The 16,784-nt window shown below is 62.4% G+C and carries 16 protein-coding genes and 1 tRNA gene; 12 read left to right on the top strand and 5 right to left on the bottom strand.

All coding sequences use genetic code 11. The features are described 5' to 3' along the window. Positions 1-181 precede the first annotated feature (181 nt). From FHS84_RS06720 to FHS84_RS06710, 3 genes are read left to right on the top strand one after another with little or no spacing between them, the layout of a single operon-like run. Entirely contained in the window at positions 182-1,570 is a 1,389-nt protein-coding gene (locus FHS84_RS06720; protein ID WP_166932204.1) for an aminotransferase family protein, read from the top strand. Between the two features lie 17 nt (positions 1,571-1,587). Next, a complete protein-coding gene (locus FHS84_RS06715) occupies positions 1,588-2,127 on the top strand; it encodes a carboxymuconolactone decarboxylase family protein (RefSeq protein WP_166932202.1) in 540 nt (179 codons plus the stop codon). A 4-nt stretch (positions 2,128-2,131) separates the two neighbouring features. Further along, positions 2,132-3,436 (top strand): O-acetylhomoserine aminocarboxypropyltransferase/cysteine synthase family protein, encoded by a 1,305-nt coding sequence (locus FHS84_RS06710; RefSeq protein WP_166932200.1) that lies wholly within the window; start codon positions 2,132-2,134, stop codon positions 3,434-3,436. On the opposite strand, the gene FHS84_RS06705 is transcribed toward FHS84_RS06710, so the two are convergent. Continuing rightward, complete coding sequence (locus tag FHS84_RS06705; RefSeq protein ID WP_166932198.1) at positions 3,433-4,449, bottom strand: P1 family peptidase; 1,017 nt, start codon at positions 4,447-4,449, stop codon at positions 3,433-3,435. The two genes, FHS84_RS06710 and FHS84_RS06705, sit on opposite strands and share 4 nt — an antisense overlap. A 160-nt stretch (positions 4,450-4,609) precedes the next feature. On the opposite strand from FHS84_RS06705, the gene FHS84_RS06700 reads away from it, so the two are divergent. The 6 genes from FHS84_RS06700 (at position 4,610) to FHS84_RS06670 (ending at position 11,894) form a co-directional block, all read left to right on the top strand. Then, on the top strand, positions 4,610-5,566 hold the full coding sequence (locus FHS84_RS06700) for an alpha/beta fold hydrolase (RefSeq protein ID WP_166932196.1): 957 nt from the start codon (positions 4,610-4,612) through the stop codon (positions 5,564-5,566). A gap of 17 nt (positions 5,567-5,583) precedes the next feature. Then, positions 5,584-8,130 (top strand): ABC transporter substrate-binding protein, encoded by a 2,547-nt coding sequence (locus FHS84_RS21500; protein ID WP_208393741.1) that lies wholly within the window; start codon positions 5,584-5,586, stop codon positions 8,128-8,130. Then, the gene (locus tag FHS84_RS06685) at positions 8,127-8,942 is read left to right on the top strand and encodes an ABC transporter permease (RefSeq protein WP_166932194.1); all 816 of its coding nucleotides are present in this window, start codon (positions 8,127-8,129) and stop codon (positions 8,940-8,942) included. The genes FHS84_RS21500 and FHS84_RS06685 overlap by 4 nt, the downstream gene beginning before the upstream one ends. Continuing rightward, positions 8,939-10,549: a dipeptide ABC transporter ATP-binding protein gene (locus tag FHS84_RS06680; RefSeq protein WP_166932192.1), complete on the top strand. Its 1,611-nt coding sequence runs from the start codon at positions 8,939-8,941 to the stop codon at positions 10,547-10,549. Before FHS84_RS06685 ends, FHS84_RS06680 begins: the two co-directional genes overlap by 4 nt. A 163-nt stretch (positions 10,550-10,712) precedes the next feature. Then, positions 10,713-11,495, top strand: coding sequence for a serine O-acetyltransferase (cysE, locus tag FHS84_RS06675; RefSeq protein WP_166932190.1), 783 nt, complete (start codon positions 10,713-10,715; stop codon positions 11,493-11,495). A 78-nt stretch (positions 11,496-11,573) separates the two neighbouring features. Continuing rightward, positions 11,574-11,894, top strand: coding sequence for an ArsR/SmtB family transcription factor (locus FHS84_RS06670; RefSeq protein ID WP_166932188.1), 321 nt, complete (start codon positions 11,574-11,576; stop codon positions 11,892-11,894). Positions 11,895-11,897: 3 nt separating this feature from the next. Here the strand turns inward: FHS84_RS06670 and FHS84_RS06665 are convergent, their stop codons facing one another. Next, complete coding sequence (locus tag FHS84_RS06665; RefSeq protein WP_166932186.1) at positions 11,898-12,344, bottom strand: RrF2 family transcriptional regulator; 447 nt, start codon at positions 12,342-12,344, stop codon at positions 11,898-11,900. A 131-nt stretch (positions 12,345-12,475) separates the two neighbouring features. Between FHS84_RS06665 and FHS84_RS06660 the strand changes: the two genes are divergently transcribed. Beyond that, the gene (locus tag FHS84_RS06660) at positions 12,476-13,255 is read left to right on the top strand and encodes a hypothetical protein (protein WP_166932184.1); all 780 of its coding nucleotides are present in this window, start codon (positions 12,476-12,478) and stop codon (positions 13,253-13,255) included. Positions 13,256-13,468: 213 nt separating this feature from the next. Here the strand turns inward: FHS84_RS06660 and FHS84_RS06655 are convergent, their stop codons facing one another. The 3 genes from FHS84_RS06655 to FHS84_RS06645 all read right to left on the bottom strand — a co-directional run bounded on the left by FHS84_RS06655 (position 13,469) and on the right by FHS84_RS06645 (position 14,738). Continuing rightward, a complete protein-coding gene (locus tag FHS84_RS06655) occupies positions 13,469-13,954 on the bottom strand; it encodes an RES family NAD+ phosphorylase (RefSeq protein ID WP_425061557.1) in 486 nt (161 codons plus the stop codon). Further along, on the bottom strand, positions 13,951-14,388 hold the full coding sequence (locus FHS84_RS06650) for an antitoxin Xre/MbcA/ParS toxin-binding domain-containing protein (protein ID WP_166932181.1): 438 nt from the start codon (positions 14,386-14,388) through the stop codon (positions 13,951-13,953). Before FHS84_RS06650 ends, FHS84_RS06655 begins: the two co-directional genes overlap by 4 nt. Before the next feature lie 275 nt (positions 14,389-14,663). Further along, positions 14,664-14,738 (bottom strand) — tRNA-Thr (locus FHS84_RS06645). 312 nt (positions 14,739-15,050) lie between these two features. On the opposite strand from FHS84_RS06645, the gene murA reads away from it, so the two are divergent. Together murA and FHS84_RS06635 are read left to right on the top strand one after the other, a co-directional pair. Next, positions 15,051-16,331: a UDP-N-acetylglucosamine 1-carboxyvinyltransferase gene (murA, locus tag FHS84_RS06640; protein ID WP_166932179.1), complete on the top strand. Its 1,281-nt coding sequence runs from the start codon at positions 15,051-15,053 to the stop codon at positions 16,329-16,331. Next, a complete protein-coding gene (locus FHS84_RS06635) occupies positions 16,328-16,783 on the top strand; it encodes a DUF2948 family protein (RefSeq protein ID WP_166932177.1) in 456 nt (151 codons plus the stop codon). Before murA ends, FHS84_RS06635 begins: the two co-directional genes overlap by 4 nt. The last annotated feature ends 1 nt before the right edge of the window (position 16,784 follow it).

The following is a 16,784-nucleotide window of genomic DNA, read 5'->3' as shown; positions in this document are numbered from 1 at the left end:
CTTATCCTGGAAAGATGTGACGGGATTTCCCGGCTTCGCGCTGTACTTAACTGCCGTTTCCGGATCGGCCGATCCCTGTATCGGGGCGGTGGCTTAAGGCCATCGCCGGATTTTGCCGCTGCCGCCCGTACGCACAGCCAACGCTGGCGCGCGCTCCGACCCGATACCTTCGAGGACACCCATGCCATATCCCAATAACGCCGAACCGGCGACGGAGTTCGATCGCCTTGTCGCGATCGATCACCAGCATATTTTGCATCCGCAGCACCATCCGTCCGAGCACGAAAAGCCGCTCCTCTGGACGAAAGGTGAAGGAATCTATCTCATCAATGACGCTGGGGAGCGCTTCATCGATGGCCTCTCCGGCATGTGGAATGTCAGTCTCGGTCATGGCCGGCGGGAGTTGATCGAGGCCGCAACGCGCCAGCTTGAGACGCTCGATTTTGCCACCGCCTATGCCGGTTCCAGCCATCGCCCGGTGATCGAACTCTCGGAACTTCTGTCGGGCGTTGTTTATCCCTCGATCAAAGCCTTCTATTTCACCAGCGGCGGCGGCGAGGCGACCGACACGTCCATCCGCACGGCGCGCTATTTCTGGCGCGCTCAGGGCCGGTTGGAAAAATCGAAGATCATTGCCCGCAAGCTCTCCTATCACGGCTCGACGGTGGGTTCGGCCAGCGCGACCGGTGTTGACGAGTTTTCCGACGGCTTCGGCCCGCGCTTGCCGGGTTTCTTGCACATCGAAAGCCCGTACCCGTATCGCTTCGTCAATCCCAATCCGCTCAAGACGCAAGGCCAGGCTGCCGCCGATCTTTTGGAAGAAGCGATTTTGCGCGAAGGACCGGAAACGGTTGCCGCCTTCATTGCGGAGCCGGTTCAGGGTGGCGGTGGCGGCATTCTGGTGCCGCAGGATGACTATTTCCCGCGTATTCGCGCGATTTGCGACCGCTATGACGTTTTGCTGATTGCCGACGACGTCATTACCGGTTTCGGCCGTACCGGCCGCTGGTTCGGCCTGGAGCATTGGGGCGTCAACCCGGATATCGTGCAGTTCGCCAAAGGTATCACCTCCGGCTATGTGCCGCTCGGCGGTATCGGCGTATCCGCCCGTATCAAGGGCGTGCTCGATCACGCCGAGCCCGCCAAGCGCTGGTGGCACGGCTATACGTATTCCGGCCATCCGGTCGGTTGTGCGGTCGCCATCGCCACCATCGGCGTTCTGAAGAAAGAGGGCCTGATCGAGCGTACCGAAAAAGTCGGCACGGCATTTCTGCGTCGCTTGCAGGCCGAACTGGCCGATAACCCCAACATCGGCGATGTGCGCGGGCAGGGGCTGCTTGCCGGCATCGAGTTTGTCGAAGACCGCGCCACCAAGCGGACATTTCCCGGCGCCGCCAATGTCGGCCCGCGGATCAAGGCCGAGCTGCTTCGGCGCGGTCTCTGCACGCGCGTATTGAGCGATGTGGTGTGTCTTGCGCCGCCGCTGACGGCGACCGAGGACGAGCTCGACCGCATCGCCTCCATTGTCATCGACACCCTGTCGCAACCGTTTGATCGTTTTAAAGCTTGAGTTCGGGAGAACCCATCATGACCCGCATTCCTCCAGTCACCCGTGAAAATGCCACGCCGGAACAGCTTGCCGCCTATGACGAAGTGGCCAAACATCACGCCATCAGCAACATGAAGGCGGCGGCGTTGCAGTCGCCCGCGGCGATTGACGCCATCTTGCAATGGTACGAGCTGTTTGCGGCGGTAAAGCCATGGCTCGGTGAACGTCTGGCAATCCTGTTTTGCGACGCGATTTCCCGCGAGAACCGCTGTGAATTGTGTGCCTCGTTCATGAAGAAGGAGATCGTGTTGTGGGGCGAAGACCCCGACAACCTCAAGCTGGACGACCGCGATGCCACCGTGATCGCATTCGGCCGCCAACTCGCCCGCGACGCGAACCGCGTTAATGACGATCTTTATGCCAAGCTGGAAAAATACTTCACGCCACCGCAAATCGTGGAGTTGACGGTCTTCGGCACATTGATGATCATGAACAATCTGTTCAACAGCGCATTGCGTATTCCGTTGGACGACGCCCTCGACGGCTATCACGTCGACCCTGAAACCTACTTCGCGTGAGACCATGACGACCCGCAAATTCGGATTTGATACCCAGCAGCTTCATGCCGGTCACGTTTTGGACGGCGCGGTGCGGGCCCGCGCCGTGCCGATTTATCAATCGACCTCATTCGTGTTCAAGGACTTCGCCACCGCCAAGGCGATCAACGCGATCGACGAATTCGGCTGGGAATATTCGCGCACGGGCAATCCCACCACGGACGTATTGGAGCAGCGTATCGCGGCGCTCGAAGGCGGCACGGCGGCGTTGGCGCTCGCCTCCGGCATGGCGGCGATCACTTATTCGGTGCTCAATATTGCCGGTGCCGGAGACGAACTGGTGGCGAGCCGTGCCTTATACGGCGGCACGTTCAGTCTTCTCGCCCACACGTTACCGAAGCACGGCATCAACACCGTGTTCGCCGATCCCGACCAGCCGGAAACGTTTGCGGCCGCAATCACCGGCAAGACCAAAGCGATCCTGATCGAGACGATCGGTAATCCCGGCGCCAATCTGATCGACGTCGAAGCAATCGCCCGTATTGCCGGGAAGGCGGGGGTGCCGCTGATCGTCGACAACACATTTGCGACGCCGTATCTGTTCCGGCCGTTCGACTATGGCACCAATGTCGTGGTGCATTCGGCGACGAAATACATCGGCGGCCATGGCAACTCGATCGGCGGGCTGATCGTCGATGGCGGCAATTTCAATTGGGCGAACGGCAAATTCCCCAGCTTCACGACGCCCGATCCGGCCCTTGAGGGCATGGTGCATTGGGATCGCTGGAGCGCCTATCCCGGCATCGGCAATTTCGCCTTTGTGATGAAGGCGCGGCTGCAGTACCTGCGCGATATGGGCGCGTGTCTGTCGCCGTTCAATGCTTTCTTGTTGCTGATGGGACTGGAGACGCTGTCGTTCCGCGTCGAGCGACAGGTGCGCTCGGCCGAACGGATTGCGGAATTTCTGGAAAGCCATCCCGACGTTGCGTGGGTGAGTTATCCCGGCCTGAAATCGAGCCCGTATCGCGATCTCGCAAAACGCCTGTTGCCGAAAGGCGCGGGCGCAATCTTTTCATTCGGTGTCAAGGGCGGTGAGGCGCGGGCGGCAAAACTCGTCGAAGCCGTGAAGGTGTTTTCATTCCTCGCCAATGTCGGCGATTCCAAATCGCTGATTGTCCATCCGGCGACCATCACCCACGCCCAGCTCGATACGGATCAGCAGCGCGATGCCGGGATTACGCCGGAAACCCTCCGTTTGTCGATCGGTACGGAAGACGTGGATGACTTGATCTGGGATTTGGAGCAAGCCTTCGAAGCGAGCCGGATCTAGAGCACACCAAACGTGCTGCGGTAGCTTTGAAGCGTCCCGAGCGTCCCGGCCTTATAGACGCCGCGGGTGATGGCGCGGGCCACCGTATCGGCCGCGATATGCCCGAGAAGCAGCGTTTGATTGGGATCGCTGTGCTCCGGCGGCTCGGTCGCGGTGGAGACGGCGAACACCAGATCGCCATCGAAGGGCGTGTGCGAGGGACGCACCGCGCGCGCAAAACCGTCGGTCGCCTGAATGGCGATCTGCTGCAGGCCGACGCGCGAGACCGGCGCATTGGTGGCGACGATCACCAGCGTCGTGTTGGTGCCGGCGCGCGGGCCCTCTTTCATGTCGGCCGGAAGATCGAGGCTTATCGTGCCGATGCGGTTCGGCCAACGTCCGCCGAACTCGCGTTCCTGTTCGAGAGGATGCGCCCAAAAGGCATCCGTCCCCGGTATGACCGGCGAGCCGACGGAATTCACGGCGGCCAATGCGCCGACCACAATGCCGTCGTCCAACACCGTCGAGGCGCTGCCGAGCCCGCCCTTGTATTGGCCTGCGCGTGCGCCATATCCGGCGCCGGCATTGCCCAGAGAGAATTCGCGCGTGGCCCGTTCCACCGCTGTACGACCCAGCGAAGGGTAGGGTGAAGCGTCGCCCCACTCCTTGTCGCCGCCATTGGTAAGGTCGAACAGGATCGCGCCCGGTACGATCGGCAGCGGCGCAATGCCGGTTTCATACGCATGTCCGCGGCCGATGCTGCGAAAATGCGCGAGCACGCCCGATACCGCATCGAGGCCATAGAGTGAGCCGCCCGCCAGTACGATCGCATCCACCGGAAAGCCGACGCTGGTGAGGTTCAAGGCATTGGTGTCGCGCGTGCCCGGCGATGCGCCGCGAATATCGACAATCGCCGTGAACGGCGCTTCGGCGGTGAAAACTGTGACGCCGGAGCGAATGCGCTCGTCATGGGCGTTGCCGACCAGAAGACCGGGAACATCGGTGATGCGGTTCAAGCGTCCAGGTCTTAGCATGACGGATTCTACGGGTGAGGTTTCGGAAATGGTGCGTTCTACAATGCGACATTGCGGTTCCGCCGCACGCTTGTCAAATGTATATTGAAAAGATAGAGTAACTGAAGTCACACATCGGTGTGATGTGGAATATGAACTCTGATCGGCGGAGAGTCGGGCCATGCGGTGGGCTGGAATCGTGGTCCTTGTCTTCCTCCTTCTGCTGATCGGGGCTGGGGTCGGGAGCTGGCTATTGCTGCGTGCTCCCGATCTCTCCTATTCCGAGCTGGAATCGCACTACGCCGACAAACGCTCGCATTTCGTCGCTCTCAGCGGCGGCGTACGCCTGCACTATAAAGACGAAGGGCGCGGCCCCGTCATCGTGCTGGTGCATGGCTTCGGCGATAATTGGGGTAGTTGGGACGGCTGGGTGGCGGCGCTGAAAGACCGCTATCGTGTCATCCGCATCGATCTTCCCGGCCACGGATTGACCCGTGCGCCCGCGACGACACGCATCGATCCGGAAGCCTTCGCCGATCTTGTTGATGCGTTTGCCAACAAGATCGGCCTTCCGAAGTTCGCAGTGGCCGGCAATTCGCTCGGTGGCGCCGTAGCGTGGGAACTGACGGTGCGCCATCCCGAGCGGCTCAATGCCCTCATTCTCGTCGATGCGGCTGGTTTTCCGTCGACGACGTTGGCCAAGAATCCGCCGCTCGCCTTCCGCATCCTGCAGTATCAATGGGGGCGGGCGATCCTGAAAACCATCGACAACAAACCATTGATCCGGGATGCGCTGAAAAGCGAAGTCGGCAACCCCGTGGTGATCACGGATGCCTTGATCGACCGCTGGGCCGAGGTTCAGCGTGCGCCCGGTCATCGCGACATTCTCCTGTCCGGGCCGCTGGCGGGCAAGGGGGCGGCTTCCGAGGCGGTACTCGGAAAAATCGCTCTCCCGACGCTGGTGCTGTGGGGCGAGAAAGATCCGCTGATCTCGCTGGATGTTGGGCAAAAATTTGCCGCGGCCATCCCCGGCGCGCAATTAAAGGTCTATCCGGGCGTCGGCCATCTGCCGCAGATCGAGGTTCCTGCCGTCTCCGCGCATGATGTCGCCGCATTTCTTGCTACCATAGCTCCCTGACTTCTTCGACATTCGCGATGGCACTTTGGTGTAAACACGTGTTGCTGCTGCTGGCATTGGTGCTGCTGTGCGCCGCGCCGGCCATGGCGAAGGACACCATCACGGTTGGGCTGCAACTGGAGCCGCCGATCCTCGATCCCAGCCGAAGTGCGGATTCGGCCATCGGTGAGGTTGTCTACGCCAATGTATTCGAAGCGCTGACGCGGGCGGGTCGCGACGGTTCGGTGCGGCCGTGGCTGGCCGCGTCGTGGGATGTCTCGCGCGACGGCCTTGTTTACGTTTTCCGCTTGCGTCCGCATGTACGGTTTCACAACGGCCACACGCTCAGCGCCGCGGACGTAAAATTCACTCTCGACCGTGCTTTGGCACCGAATTCGATCAACCCGCAAAAGCCGTGGCTTCAGGCCGTCGCGGGTGTCGACGTGATTGATCCGCTGGCCGTCCGCATTCGTCTCAAAGCGCCCGATAGCGGACTGTTGTTTGCCTTGTCGCTCCCGGCGTTCGTGATTTTCGAGCCGTCGTCGGCGGCGGCCGCCAGGCAGCATCCCGTCGGCACCGGCCCCTACCGGCTCGATGTGTGGAAGCGCGGCGAAGCGATCCATCTCGTTCGCACTCGGGATTATTGGGGTCGCGAGGCCCGGCTGCCGCATGCGGTGTTCCGCTTCATCCCGGATTCAACGGCGGCTTATGCGGCGGTGAAGTCGGGCGACGTCGATGTGTTTCCCGATTTTCCGGCGCCCGAAAGCATCGCCCAAATCCGCCTGGATCCGCGGCTCAAGGTCACCATCGGCACCACCGAAGGCCAGGTGATCCTTGCCATCAACAACAAGAAGCCGCCGTTCGATAACATTCTGGTTCGCCGCGCCATCGCGCATGCCATCGATCGTAATGCCGTCATCAATGGCGCGTTCTACGGGCTAGGCACGCCCATCGGCAGTCATTACGCGCCGCAGGACGAAGGCTATGTCGATCTGACCGGGCTCTATCCCCATGACATCGCCAAAGCCAAAGCGTTGCTGGCGCAAGCGGGTTACGCCAACGGCTTCACGGCGACGCTGAAACTGCCGCCGCCGATGTATGCACGGCGTTCGGGCGAGATCGTGGCCGCGCAATTGGCGGCCATCGGCATCAAGCTCGAGATTCAGAACGTCGAATGGGCGCAGTGGCTGTCGCAGGTGTTCCAGAACCACGCCTACGACCTCACGGTGATCAATCACATCGAACCGATGGATTTCGACATCTATGGTCGTGACGGCTACTATTTCGGTTACGACAGTCCGCGCTTCAAGGCGCTCTTGGCCGACTGGCGCAGTGCTACCGATCCTGACCGGCGGGTCGCGGCGCTGCAAGCGATCCAGCGGAAGATCGCCGAGGACTCCGTCAACGGTTTTCTGTTCGAGCTTCCGCGTCTGGTCGTGAGCAATGCCCGCATCGGCGGGTTTCAGGCCAATGCGGCAGTCCCATCCAACGAGGTGTCGGGAACGTTCTTCCTCGATGCAACGGCAGGCGGAGCCAGTCCGGCCGTCGTTGGTTCGCATTCGGCACCGAACGCGTGGCGATATCTGCCACTGGCCGCGCTTGCGGTTTTTCTGGCGTTTGCGGTGCGCACCGTCGGCATTGGCTATCTCGCCGGGCGCAGCGCAAGCCTGATTGCCACCTTGCTCATTGCCGGCAGTGCGGTGTTCTTCATCATCTCGCTTCTGCCCGGCGATCCTGCAAGCTTCATGGCCGGCCTCAATGCCGCGCCCGAAACGCTCGCCGCCTTGCACCGTCAATTGGGTCTCGATCAGCCGCTGCTCGCTCGCTACGGACATTGGCTGACGCGTGTGTTGCGCGGCGATTTCGGCGTTTCCTACACCTATCAAGTTCCCGTTGCGCAATTGATCGCGGACCGCATTGTGGTGTCGTTGCCGCTGGCCCTCTATGCCGTAATCCTCGCCGCGGTGCTCGCGATCCCGCTCGGCCTTTTCACCGCAGCGTGGCGCGGACGCAAGCGGGGCGCCGTATTGTCGGCGCTGACGCAGGTCGGTATCGCCATTCCCGACTTCTGGCTCGCGATCCTGTTTGTGCTGTTATTCTCGATGGTGCTGCGCTGGTTTTCGGCCGGCGGGTTCGCCGGGTGGGACGGTGGCTTTTGGCCCGCAGTGCATAGCCTGACGCTTCCGGCTCTTGCGCTCGCCATTCCGCAAGCCGCCATTCTCGGTCGCGTGCTGTCGCGCTCGCTGGCCGACGTGATCGGTGCCGATTTCATCCGCACGGCACGCGCCAAAGGCCTCAGTCCCGCGGCGACGCTGTGGAGGCATGCCTTTCCCAATGCCATCATTCCGGTGATTACGGTTCTCGGCTTGCAGTTTTCGTTTCTGCTCACCGGCGCCATCATCATCGAAAACGTCTTCGCGCTGCCGGGGCTGGGGCGGCTTCTCAGTCAGGCGGTGGAACAACGCGACCTCATCGTCGTGCAGGGCGTGGTCGTGCTGCTGGTTGCGGTGGTCGTGTTCGTGTCTTTCGTGGTCGATGTCGCCTATGCCATCGCCGATCCGCGGCTGAGAGGGAGGCGGCAATGAGCGCTCGTGCCAATCCCGCTCTCGTTGCCGGCGCCGGTCTGGTCGGCCTCCTGGTGAGCATCGCGCTGCTTTCGACGGTCTGGACGCCTTACGACACGGCAAGCCTCGACGTCGCCGCCAAGCTGCAAGGCCCAAGCTGGGCCCATCCTTTCGGCACCGATCAGCTCGGCCGTGATGTGGTGTCGGTGGTTATGCTGGGTGCGCGGGCATCGCTCGGGGTGGCGCTGTCGGCCGTGATCCTGGGGCTTGGACTCGGCGTGCCGTTGGGATTGCTGGCGGCCGCACGGGGCGGCGTTATCGATCAGATCGTGATGCGGCTTTCCGATGTCGTGTTCGCCTTTCCGGCGGTGATGACGGCCATCCTCATCATGGCGGTGTCGGGGCCCGGCGCGGGCAATGTCATTCTCGCGGTTGGTATCTTCAACATTCCGGTGTTCGCCAAAGTCACCCGCGGTGCGGCGCTGGTGCAATGGCGGCTTGCCTATATCGCCGCGGCACGGGTCGCCGGCAAGAACACGCTGGCGATTTCGTTCGAGCACATTCTGCCCAATGCCGCGGGCACGATCATCGCCCAGGCCGCGGTGCAGTTCTCCATGGGCATCATCGCCGAGGCGGGGCTTTCCTATATCGGTCTCGGCGTGCAGCCGCCGGATCAAAGCTGGGGGCGCCTGCTCAACGAAGCGCAAACCCTGATCGCCGCAGCGCCGCATCTGGTGGTTTTTCCGGGCCTCGCCATTCTGGTCGCGGTGCTCGGTTTCAATCTGGTGGGCGAAGGTCTGCATGCCGCCTTCGATCCGAGGAGGCGGCCATGAGCCTTCTTCGGGTGGAGGACCTTTCGGTCTCGATCGGCGGGCGAACCATTCTCGATGGCGTGTCGTTCGCGCTCGATGCTGGTGAGATATTGGCGCTGGCGGGCCAATCGGGCTCGGGCAAATCCACCACGGCGCTTGCCATTGCGCATCTGCTGCCGGCCGGAGCCAAAACGAGCGGGTCCATTCGGCTCGATGGCGAGGAACTCGGCCTTAGATCCGAGCGCGAACTGGCGGCGGTGCGCGGGCGAGATATCGGGCTCGTGTTCCAGGAGCCGATGACCGCGCTCAATCCGGTGATGAACATCGGCGAGCAGATCGGCGAAGTGTTGCGGGTGCATCGGCTGGTGCCGAAAGCGGAAATCCCTGCCGCGGTATCGGCGCTTCTCGGCAAGGTCGAACTCGACGGCGTGTCGGCGTCCCGGTTCCCGCACGAACTGTCGGGCGGCCAGCGCCAGCGTGTCGCCATTGCCATCGCGCTCGCCGGTTCGCCCAAGCTCATCATCGCCGACGAACCGACCACGGCGCTCGATGTCACCACCCAGGCGCAGATCCTCGCACTGTTCCGTCGTTTGGTGCGCGAGGAGAAGATCGGACTCATCCTTATCACCCACGATATTGCCGTGGTGGCCGAGGTTGCCGATCGTATTGCCACGCTCGACGGCGGTACGATCGTGGAAGAGGGCCCGGTGCTGGAGGTTCTGCGGTTTCCTCAGCGCGCCATCACCAAAGGGCTGGTGCAGGCCTTTGCCGAGCTTCCCGCAAGAACGGCCTCGGTGAAATCGTCCGAACCGCTCCTCGCCGTGACCAATCTCTCGCGCCGTTATGGTGGCGGCCTATTTGGCGGGACGCCGCATACGGCCCTGACGGATGTCAGCTTCGCGTTGGCGCCGGGCGAGAGCCTCGGCGTGGTCGGCGAATCCGGTGCCGGTAAATCCACTCTGTTGCGGGCGGTGCTGGGACTGGAGCGGCCGGACACAGGCCATGTTGCGATCGCCGGAACCGATTTTCTCACCGCGCGCCACGGCACGCGTTTGGCTTTGCGCCGGAAGATTCAGGCGGTGTTTCAGGATCCCATCGCCAGCTTCGATCCGCGCCACACGGTCGGGCGGATCGTGGTGGAGCCGCTGCATTTGACCGATGCCGTCTTCGACCGTGCTCAGCGCCGCGCCAAGGTCACGTCCGTGCTGGAGCGGGTCGGGCTTTCTGCGGACGCCATTGACCGCTATCCGCACGAATTTTCCGGCGGCCAGCGCCAGCGCATCGCGATTGCCCGCGCCCTCATCATTGAACCGGACATCATCGCGTTTGACGAAGCCTTGTCGGCGCTCGACATTGCCGCGCGCGTACAAATCCTGGACTTGCTGAACGGCTTGTCGCGCGATGCCGGGATTTCGTATCTCTTCGTCACCCACGACATCTCGCTGGTGCGTGCGATCACGGATCGGTTGATCGTCATGAAAAGCGGACGCATTGTCGAAGCCGGGAAAACCGAGGATGTGTTGTCGGCTCCGCGTGACCCTTACACGGCGGCACTGGTTGCTGCGACGCCCGATCTCGATCGGGCCCTGTCGCGTCACCCCGAGATGCACGAGGCCAGTGGCATATGAAGCTCTGAGTTTTCGGAAAACTGCGGACCGGCAGCCGGGGCCGCCTGTCCGCCAAGTTCAGGGAGGAAACGTCCTGAGCACCGCCCAGACATCCGCAGATTATACACTACTAAATTGATAGTCAATGTAGTATAACGAGGCGTGGCCCTGGCGGAACCGCTGTATGTTGAACCCAAGCCTTGATCCCGTTTGGTTGTCCTTGCGCGAGGAGGCGGCCGTGCTGGCACGGCGCGAGCCGGTTCTGGCCGGCTTTGTGCGGACCACCGTTCTCAATCATGACCGCTTTGAGGATGCCTTGGCATTTCTTCTCGCCAAGAAGATCGGCGGTGCATTTCTGCCGTCGTTGCAAATGCACGATCTCGTGAAAGAGGCGATTGCGAATGATCCGGCTATCGCCAGCGCAGCACGCGCCGATCTCGTCGCTATGCGTGCGCGCAATCCGGCGTGTCGGTCCCATCTTGAAGCCTTCCTGTTCTACAAGGGCTTCCTGGCGCTTGAGATCCATCGGGCGGCGCATTGGTTCTGGAACCGGAAGCGCTACGCCTTGGCCTTGCTGCTGCAGAGTCGGATGTCACGGCTGTTTCAGGTCGATATCCATCCCGCCGCGCGGATCGGCCGGGGCGTTATGATCGATCACGCGTCCGGCGTGGTGATCGGAGCGACGGCCGTGGTCGGCGACGACGTTTCGATCCTGCATGCCGTCACGCTGGGCGGCACCGGCAAGGAAGCAGGCGATCGCCATCCCAAGGTGGGTGACGGCGTACTGCTGTCGGTGGGCGCAACGGTGCTGGGCAATGTTGCGGTTGGCGAGCGCTCGCGCATCGGCGCCGGTTCGGTGGTCCTCTCCGCCGTGCCGCCGGATACGAGCGCGGTCGGCGTACCGGCGCATCTTCTGCTGCGGACGGATCGGAGTATTCCGGCCCAAACGATGGATCACGTCGACTAGCGGCAATTGAACTCGTGCAATCTCATATTGACGAGTGTAGCATGTTATATGTCACAAATAACGAAAGTGGCATGTAAAATGAACGCCGCCGCCCTGATTGCAAGCCGAACCCGCGCTGCTCATGCCGAAGAAGCCGCTGCCGTATTGCGGACCTTGGCCCATTCGGCCCGTCTGACGGTTCTGTGTGAGTTGGGCGAGGGCGAGCGGTCGGTGGGTGAATTGGTCAAGGCCTCGGGCCTCAGCCAGTCGGCGCTATCGCAGCATCTGGCACGGCTTCGCGCCGATGGTCTGGTCAAGACACGCCGGGACGGACAATCGATCCGCTACTACATCGCCGATCCCAAGGCGCTGCACTTGGTCAATCTTTTGTTCGAGCTGTACTGCAAGTCCTACCGCTGATCGTCAGGCCGACGCACGCCGGGCCTTGGCTTTCTTGGGCGGCTTGGCCAGATCGGCCAGTGTCCGGTTGTCCAGCACGCCCGCCGCGGCATCGCGCACTTCCCGCATGATTTTGCGCACCGTGCAGGATTTGGTATCGCCGCAGTCCGTGCAGGGTCGATAGGCCGTGACGCTGGCGCATGGTATCGGCGCCAGAGGTCCATCGATGACGCGCACGATGTCGCCGACCTTGATGGTGTCGGCTGGCCGCATCAGCAGATAGCCGCCTCTTTTTCCCCGGCGGCTGTCGACCAGCCGGTGCCGGCGCAGTTCCAACAGGATCAGGTCGAGGAACTTCTTGGGAATGTTGTGGGCTTCGGCCATTTCGCCGGCCTGCAGAAGTTCGCCGTTTTCGGCCTCGGCCAGAGCAATCAGCGCTTTGAGCGCGTATTTGGCTTTTTGGGAAAGCATTAGAATCCCCTGAACTTTCCTCTGTTTTGCACCCTCGGGAACCGAAGACAAGTCCTGGTGGCTTCGCAGGGCAGGAACCGGATCGCCCCTAACTCCATTAATCCTATCAGGCTTGTTAATGGAGGCTGAGGATGGCTGCCATTTGCCGTTTTTGCGGAGCTGCCGAGGCGATCGCCGTCGCGGCATGGCCGGAATGGGCGACACGTTTAATCACCGATGAGGCGGATACGCACTTTGGGCCGCGCGCCGTGGAGAGCGTCCGAACCCAGATCCTGAAGGCGCTGCCGCGGGAGATGCGGGAGGACTTCATTGCCGCGCGCAAAATCCGGGTCGCCTGCAAGCGCTGCCATCATGGCTGGATGCGTCGGATCGATGCGCAAGTTCGCCCGCTTTTCATTCCGCTCGTCACCGGCAGCGAACTTCTCCTTACCCTAGCCGTACAGCGCGCCTTGGCGGCCTGGGTGGCCAAGACGGTTATGATTGCGGAGTTCGCCTCGAGCGAGGGCGTCATCACATCCGATCGCGAGCGGGAAACGCTGCGCCGGACGGGCGAGCCTCCGGCCTCTTGGAACATTTGGATCGCGAAGAGTTCCGGCCATCATTGGGCGGCACGCTATGTTCGCCATACCGCAGGACTAGGGCCGGTGGGCCGGAAAGGCGTCACCAAGGACACGCAGTCGGTGACCCTCGGTATGGGCCGTATTCTTGTGCACGCCATGTCGAGCACCGTGCCGGGTATGAAGTTCGAACTGCCGGGCAAGGCCGAGACGTTCCATTTTCTATGGCCGGTCGGCAAAGCGACGGTTTGGCCGCCGCGCAGTACGCTCGATCACTATGAGGTCGAAGATTTCAACCAAGGCTTCAACCGCGATTTCGGCACGCCCGAAGTAGAGCACATCGGCATCGCTTAGCGCTCCCAGCCAAAGCTGGCAGAGGTGCCGAGGGAGGTAGTCGCGCGCGCGGTTGCATAAGTATATAAAATTCATAGAGTAAATAGCGAACAAAGTGCGGGATCCGAATGGCCGTTTTCGCCCGTCCCACGCCGCCAGATTTGGGCACATGATTCTTCGGCTGAGGGCGCAATGACCTAGCCCGCGCTTCCCGATAATGGAGAGGCGCAAGCCTTAAGTCCGACGATAGAGGCGTTGGTCCCACCACACCGGTTCTGCCAGTGCATGCGAGATGGCCTTCGCTTCCGGGTGCTGTGGGTTGATCAGGAAATTCCGCTCGATCCGTGCCGCGAGTGACGGCACGATCAGCAGTGCCGAACGCTTTTCATCAAACCAGTCTTGGCCGTATGTCTTGCAGATGGTCTCGTCGCGCGAATCCCAGCCGGGATGGGCGGCGGTCGGAAAGACCTCGTAGCTGATGCCGTTCGGAATCGTGATCGTAATGAAGTGCTGGTTCGCGGGCAGAACCAGGTTGCTGTGCACCAGCTTTTCCAGCATCGCGGTCGAGTAATGCTCGGACGTGTAGATGATCGGGCTCGATGGCGTGTTCCAGCGGCCGGGATAAAGACGCGCTCCTTCGGCATCGTAGATCGGGAATGCCCCGGCCGGGTCGCCGATGCGGTAGCAGGTCAGAACCCGGTCGGTCCGCGGAGCCATCAGACGCCGCCGCTGTACGCCGCGCGGCCCAACAGGTTCATCACGACATCGGCGCCGGGGCCGGTCGCCAGGGCGACATCGAGCGGCGCTTTACTGTCGAGCATCATGTGCGGCCGGGTGAGAAACTCGCGGGCCTTTTCCTTTTCCTGGAAAATCTCGACGGCGAAGGCAAAGACCTTGGCGATGCGCGCCAGCCGGTCGCTTTCGTCGGCGGTCAGCGGCTTCTTGTCCCGGCGCCGGCGTTCCAGGGTGGGTTTCGGCACCACGCGATAGGTGAAGCGGCGCACATCGTCCGGGCAAAGTTCGCCCGCAAACTTGTCGAGCGCCGAAACCGGAAACCCCGCTTCCACCGAGTAGGCGAGGGCGAGCGGCGATTCCCCGAACCGCGCCCGTTTCATCCCGAGCAGGTTCTCGATCATCTGGGCTTTGTAGGCCATCGCTGCCTCCGTATCATCTGAGGTCTATATTGGCATCAAGTGATGCGAAATCAACCGGCATCGCAGATATGGTCGCAACATGCAGCGAACGAAGAGAGTCGTCACCTCTATTTGCCGGCGAGAATCGGAGCGGGAAGAACGTCCGTTCTTCCGCCCGTGCCTAGCGTGCCGACTGCACGGATTCTCCACGGCCCCGTTCGGGTCGTTCAACGCCTTTCGCGGCCGTTCGCATTGGCGGGCAGCGCTATCTAAGTCTTTTATTTTATTTGGAAAACTGGTGCCGGAGGTGAGAATCGAACTCACGACCTACCCCTTACCAAGGGGTTGCGCTACCACTACGCTACTCCGGCATCCGGGGGCGTGACCGCCCGAAGAGCGGCGTCTATATCCTATTGTGTGGCTTAAGGGAAAGGGTTGTTGCGTGGCGAATTCGCCGAAATCTGCGGAAGCTGTGGAGCGGCTTGCCGCAGCCCTCCGGGAAAACCTCAAGCGGCGGAAGGCGCAGGCCTGCGCCCAGGGGGAGCGGCCCGCCGCGGCGGCGCCATCCGAGGCCTCCGAAACCGGCTCTCCGCCGGCGGTGCGGCAAGACAAATAGGCCGCTGTCACAGAACCGTTTGCCGCGCTAGAACGGCGGCTCGTTTTCTTTCGCCACCCGAGGGGCAATGGACAAGATCAGTATCAAAGGCGGTCTGCGCCTGAACGGCCGGATTCCGATTAGCGGCGCCAAGAATGCCGCGCTTCCCCTCATGGTCGCGAGTCTGCTCACCGACGAGCCGCTGATTCTGACCAACGTCCCGCAGTTGGCCGACATCGTCTTCATGGCCGATCTCTTGCGCAGTTTCGGCGTGTCGGTCGACTGGAAGCCCGGCACCAAGCTGGGCGAGGGCGGTACCTATCGCCTCCAGGCCGACCGGGTGCGGGGCTCGACCGCCGAATACGACACCGTCCGCAAGATGCGGGCGAGTTTCTTCGTGCTCGGTCCGCTGGTGACCCGCCTCGGCCTTGCCAAGGTGTCGCTGCCGGGCGGCTGCGCCATTGGGGCCCGGCCGGTGGACCTGCATCTGCGCGGTTTGCAGGCAATGGGCGCGACCATCGATCTGGCCCAGGGTTACGTCATTGCCGATGCTCCGGCCGGGCTTACCGGCGGCGAGGTGGTGTTCCCGACCGTGACCGTCGGCGCCACCGAGAACGTCCTGATGGCCGCATGCCTCGCCAAAGGCACAACGGTGATCGTCAACGCCGCGCGCGAGCCGGAAATCGTCGATCTCGGCAACTGCCTGACCGCCATGGGCGCCAAGATCACCGGCCTCGGCACCTCGCGGATCGTGGTCGACGGCGTCGACCGTCTGCATGGGGCCACCCATTCGGTGCTGCCCGACCGGATCGAGACCGGCACCTACGCCATCGCCACGGCGATTGCCGGCGGCGAGGTCGAGCTGACCAACACCTCGCCCGACCTGGTGGCGTCGCTTTTGGACGTCCTGGTGCTGGTCGGGGCCGAAGTTTCGTCCACCGGGACCGGATTCAAGGTTGCACGCGACGGATTTCACCCTAGATCGGTATCCGTAAACACGGCTCCCTTTCCGGGCTTCCCGACCGACCTTCAGGCGCAGTTCATGGCGCTGATGACGATCGCCGAGGGTTCGTCCCGCATCCGGGAGACGATTTTCGAGAACCGCTTCATGCACGTACCCGAACTCATCCGTATGGGCGCCGACATCAAGGTCGAGGGCGACAGTGCCATCGTCACCGGCGTGCCCAAGCTGATGGGAGCGCCCGTGATGGCCACCGATCTCAGGGCCTCGTCCAGTCTGGTGCTGGCGGGTCTGGCGGCCGAGGGCGAAACCATCGTCAATCGCGTCTATCATCTGGATCGCGGCTTCGAGCGCCTGGAGGAAAAACTCCGCGGCGTCGGAGCGAACATCGAACGGCTTAGCGCATGACCACTGCACCCATTCTTGCTGCCCAGGACGCCGAAGACCTCGAAGTCCTTTCGGCCCGCCTTCAGGATGCCGTCGCCAAGGTCGGCGACCTCAAATATCTGCCCAAGAAGCGCCGCTTCGTGGCGGTGGTGAACCGCTTCCAGTGGGAGAACGGCGCCAGGACCAATCTGCGCGTCCGTTCCGGCCTGCATTTCGACGGCGTGCTGTCGGTCAAGTCCAAGAACATCAAGATGGGCGCCCCCGGCGCGGTGCTGTCGTTGCTCGCGATCCGCTTTACGCCCGTGGGCGATGGGTCCGAAAATCCCGGCGGCAAGGTCGAGCTGACCTTCTCCGGCGGCGGTGCGATGCAACTCGAAGTCGAATGCCTCGATGCGGCGCTGGCCGATCTGGCCGGTCCGTGGGCGGCGCGCGGCCGTCCCAACCACGCCGACAACGAATTTGAAGACGAATGAG

The sequence above is a fragment of the Rhizomicrobium electricum genome, assembly GCF_011762045.1.
GTDB classification, from domain to species: Bacteria; Pseudomonadota; Alphaproteobacteria; order Micropepsales; family Micropepsaceae; genus Rhizomicrobium; species Rhizomicrobium electricum.
Note: the sequence above shows the minus strand (reverse complement) of the source record. Positions and strands in the feature narration are given on the sequence as shown.

Excerpts from the sequence above, each read along its gene's own strand:
- FHS84_RS06685 (WP_166932194.1), top strand. The coding sequence starts at position 8,127 with ATGAGCGCTCGTGCCAATCCCGCTCTCGTTGCCGGCGCCGGTCTGGTC.
- FHS84_RS06670 (WP_166932188.1), top strand. The coding sequence starts at position 11,574 with ATGAACGCCGCCGCCCTGATTGCAAGCCGAACCCGCGCTGCTCATGCC.
- FHS84_RS06680 (WP_166932192.1), top strand. The coding sequence starts at position 8,939 with ATGAGCCTTCTTCGGGTGGAGGACCTTTCGGTCTCGATCGGCGGGCGA.
- FHS84_RS06650 (WP_166932181.1), bottom strand. The coding sequence starts at position 14,388 with ATGGCCTACAAAGCCCAGATGATCGAGAACCTGCTCGGGATGAAACGG.
- FHS84_RS06705 (WP_166932198.1), bottom strand. The coding sequence starts at position 4,449 with ATGCTAAGACCTGGACGCTTGAACCGCATCACCGATGTTCCCGGTCTT.
- FHS84_RS21500 (WP_208393741.1), top strand. The coding sequence starts at position 5,584 with ATGGCACTTTGGTGTAAACACGTGTTGCTGCTGCTGGCATTGGTGCTG.
- murA (WP_166932179.1), top strand. The coding sequence starts at position 15,051 with ATGGACAAGATCAGTATCAAAGGCGGTCTGCGCCTGAACGGCCGGATT.
- FHS84_RS06660 (WP_166932184.1), top strand. The coding sequence starts at position 12,476 with ATGGCTGCCATTTGCCGTTTTTGCGGAGCTGCCGAGGCGATCGCCGTC.
- FHS84_RS06720 (WP_166932204.1), top strand. The coding sequence starts at position 182 with ATGCCATATCCCAATAACGCCGAACCGGCGACGGAGTTCGATCGCCTT.
- FHS84_RS06700 (WP_166932196.1), top strand. The coding sequence starts at position 4,610 with ATGCGGTGGGCTGGAATCGTGGTCCTTGTCTTCCTCCTTCTGCTGATC.
- FHS84_RS06665 (WP_166932186.1), bottom strand. The coding sequence starts at position 12,344 with ATGCTTTCCCAAAAAGCCAAATACGCGCTCAAAGCGCTGATTGCTCTG.
- cysE (WP_166932190.1), top strand. The coding sequence starts at position 10,713 with ATGTTGAACCCAAGCCTTGATCCCGTTTGGTTGTCCTTGCGCGAGGAG.
- FHS84_RS06715 (WP_166932202.1), top strand. The coding sequence starts at position 1,588 with ATGACCCGCATTCCTCCAGTCACCCGTGAAAATGCCACGCCGGAACAG.
- FHS84_RS06635 (WP_166932177.1), top strand. The coding sequence starts at position 16,328 with ATGACCACTGCACCCATTCTTGCTGCCCAGGACGCCGAAGACCTCGAA.
- FHS84_RS06710 (WP_166932200.1), top strand. The coding sequence starts at position 2,132 with ATGACGACCCGCAAATTCGGATTTGATACCCAGCAGCTTCATGCCGGT.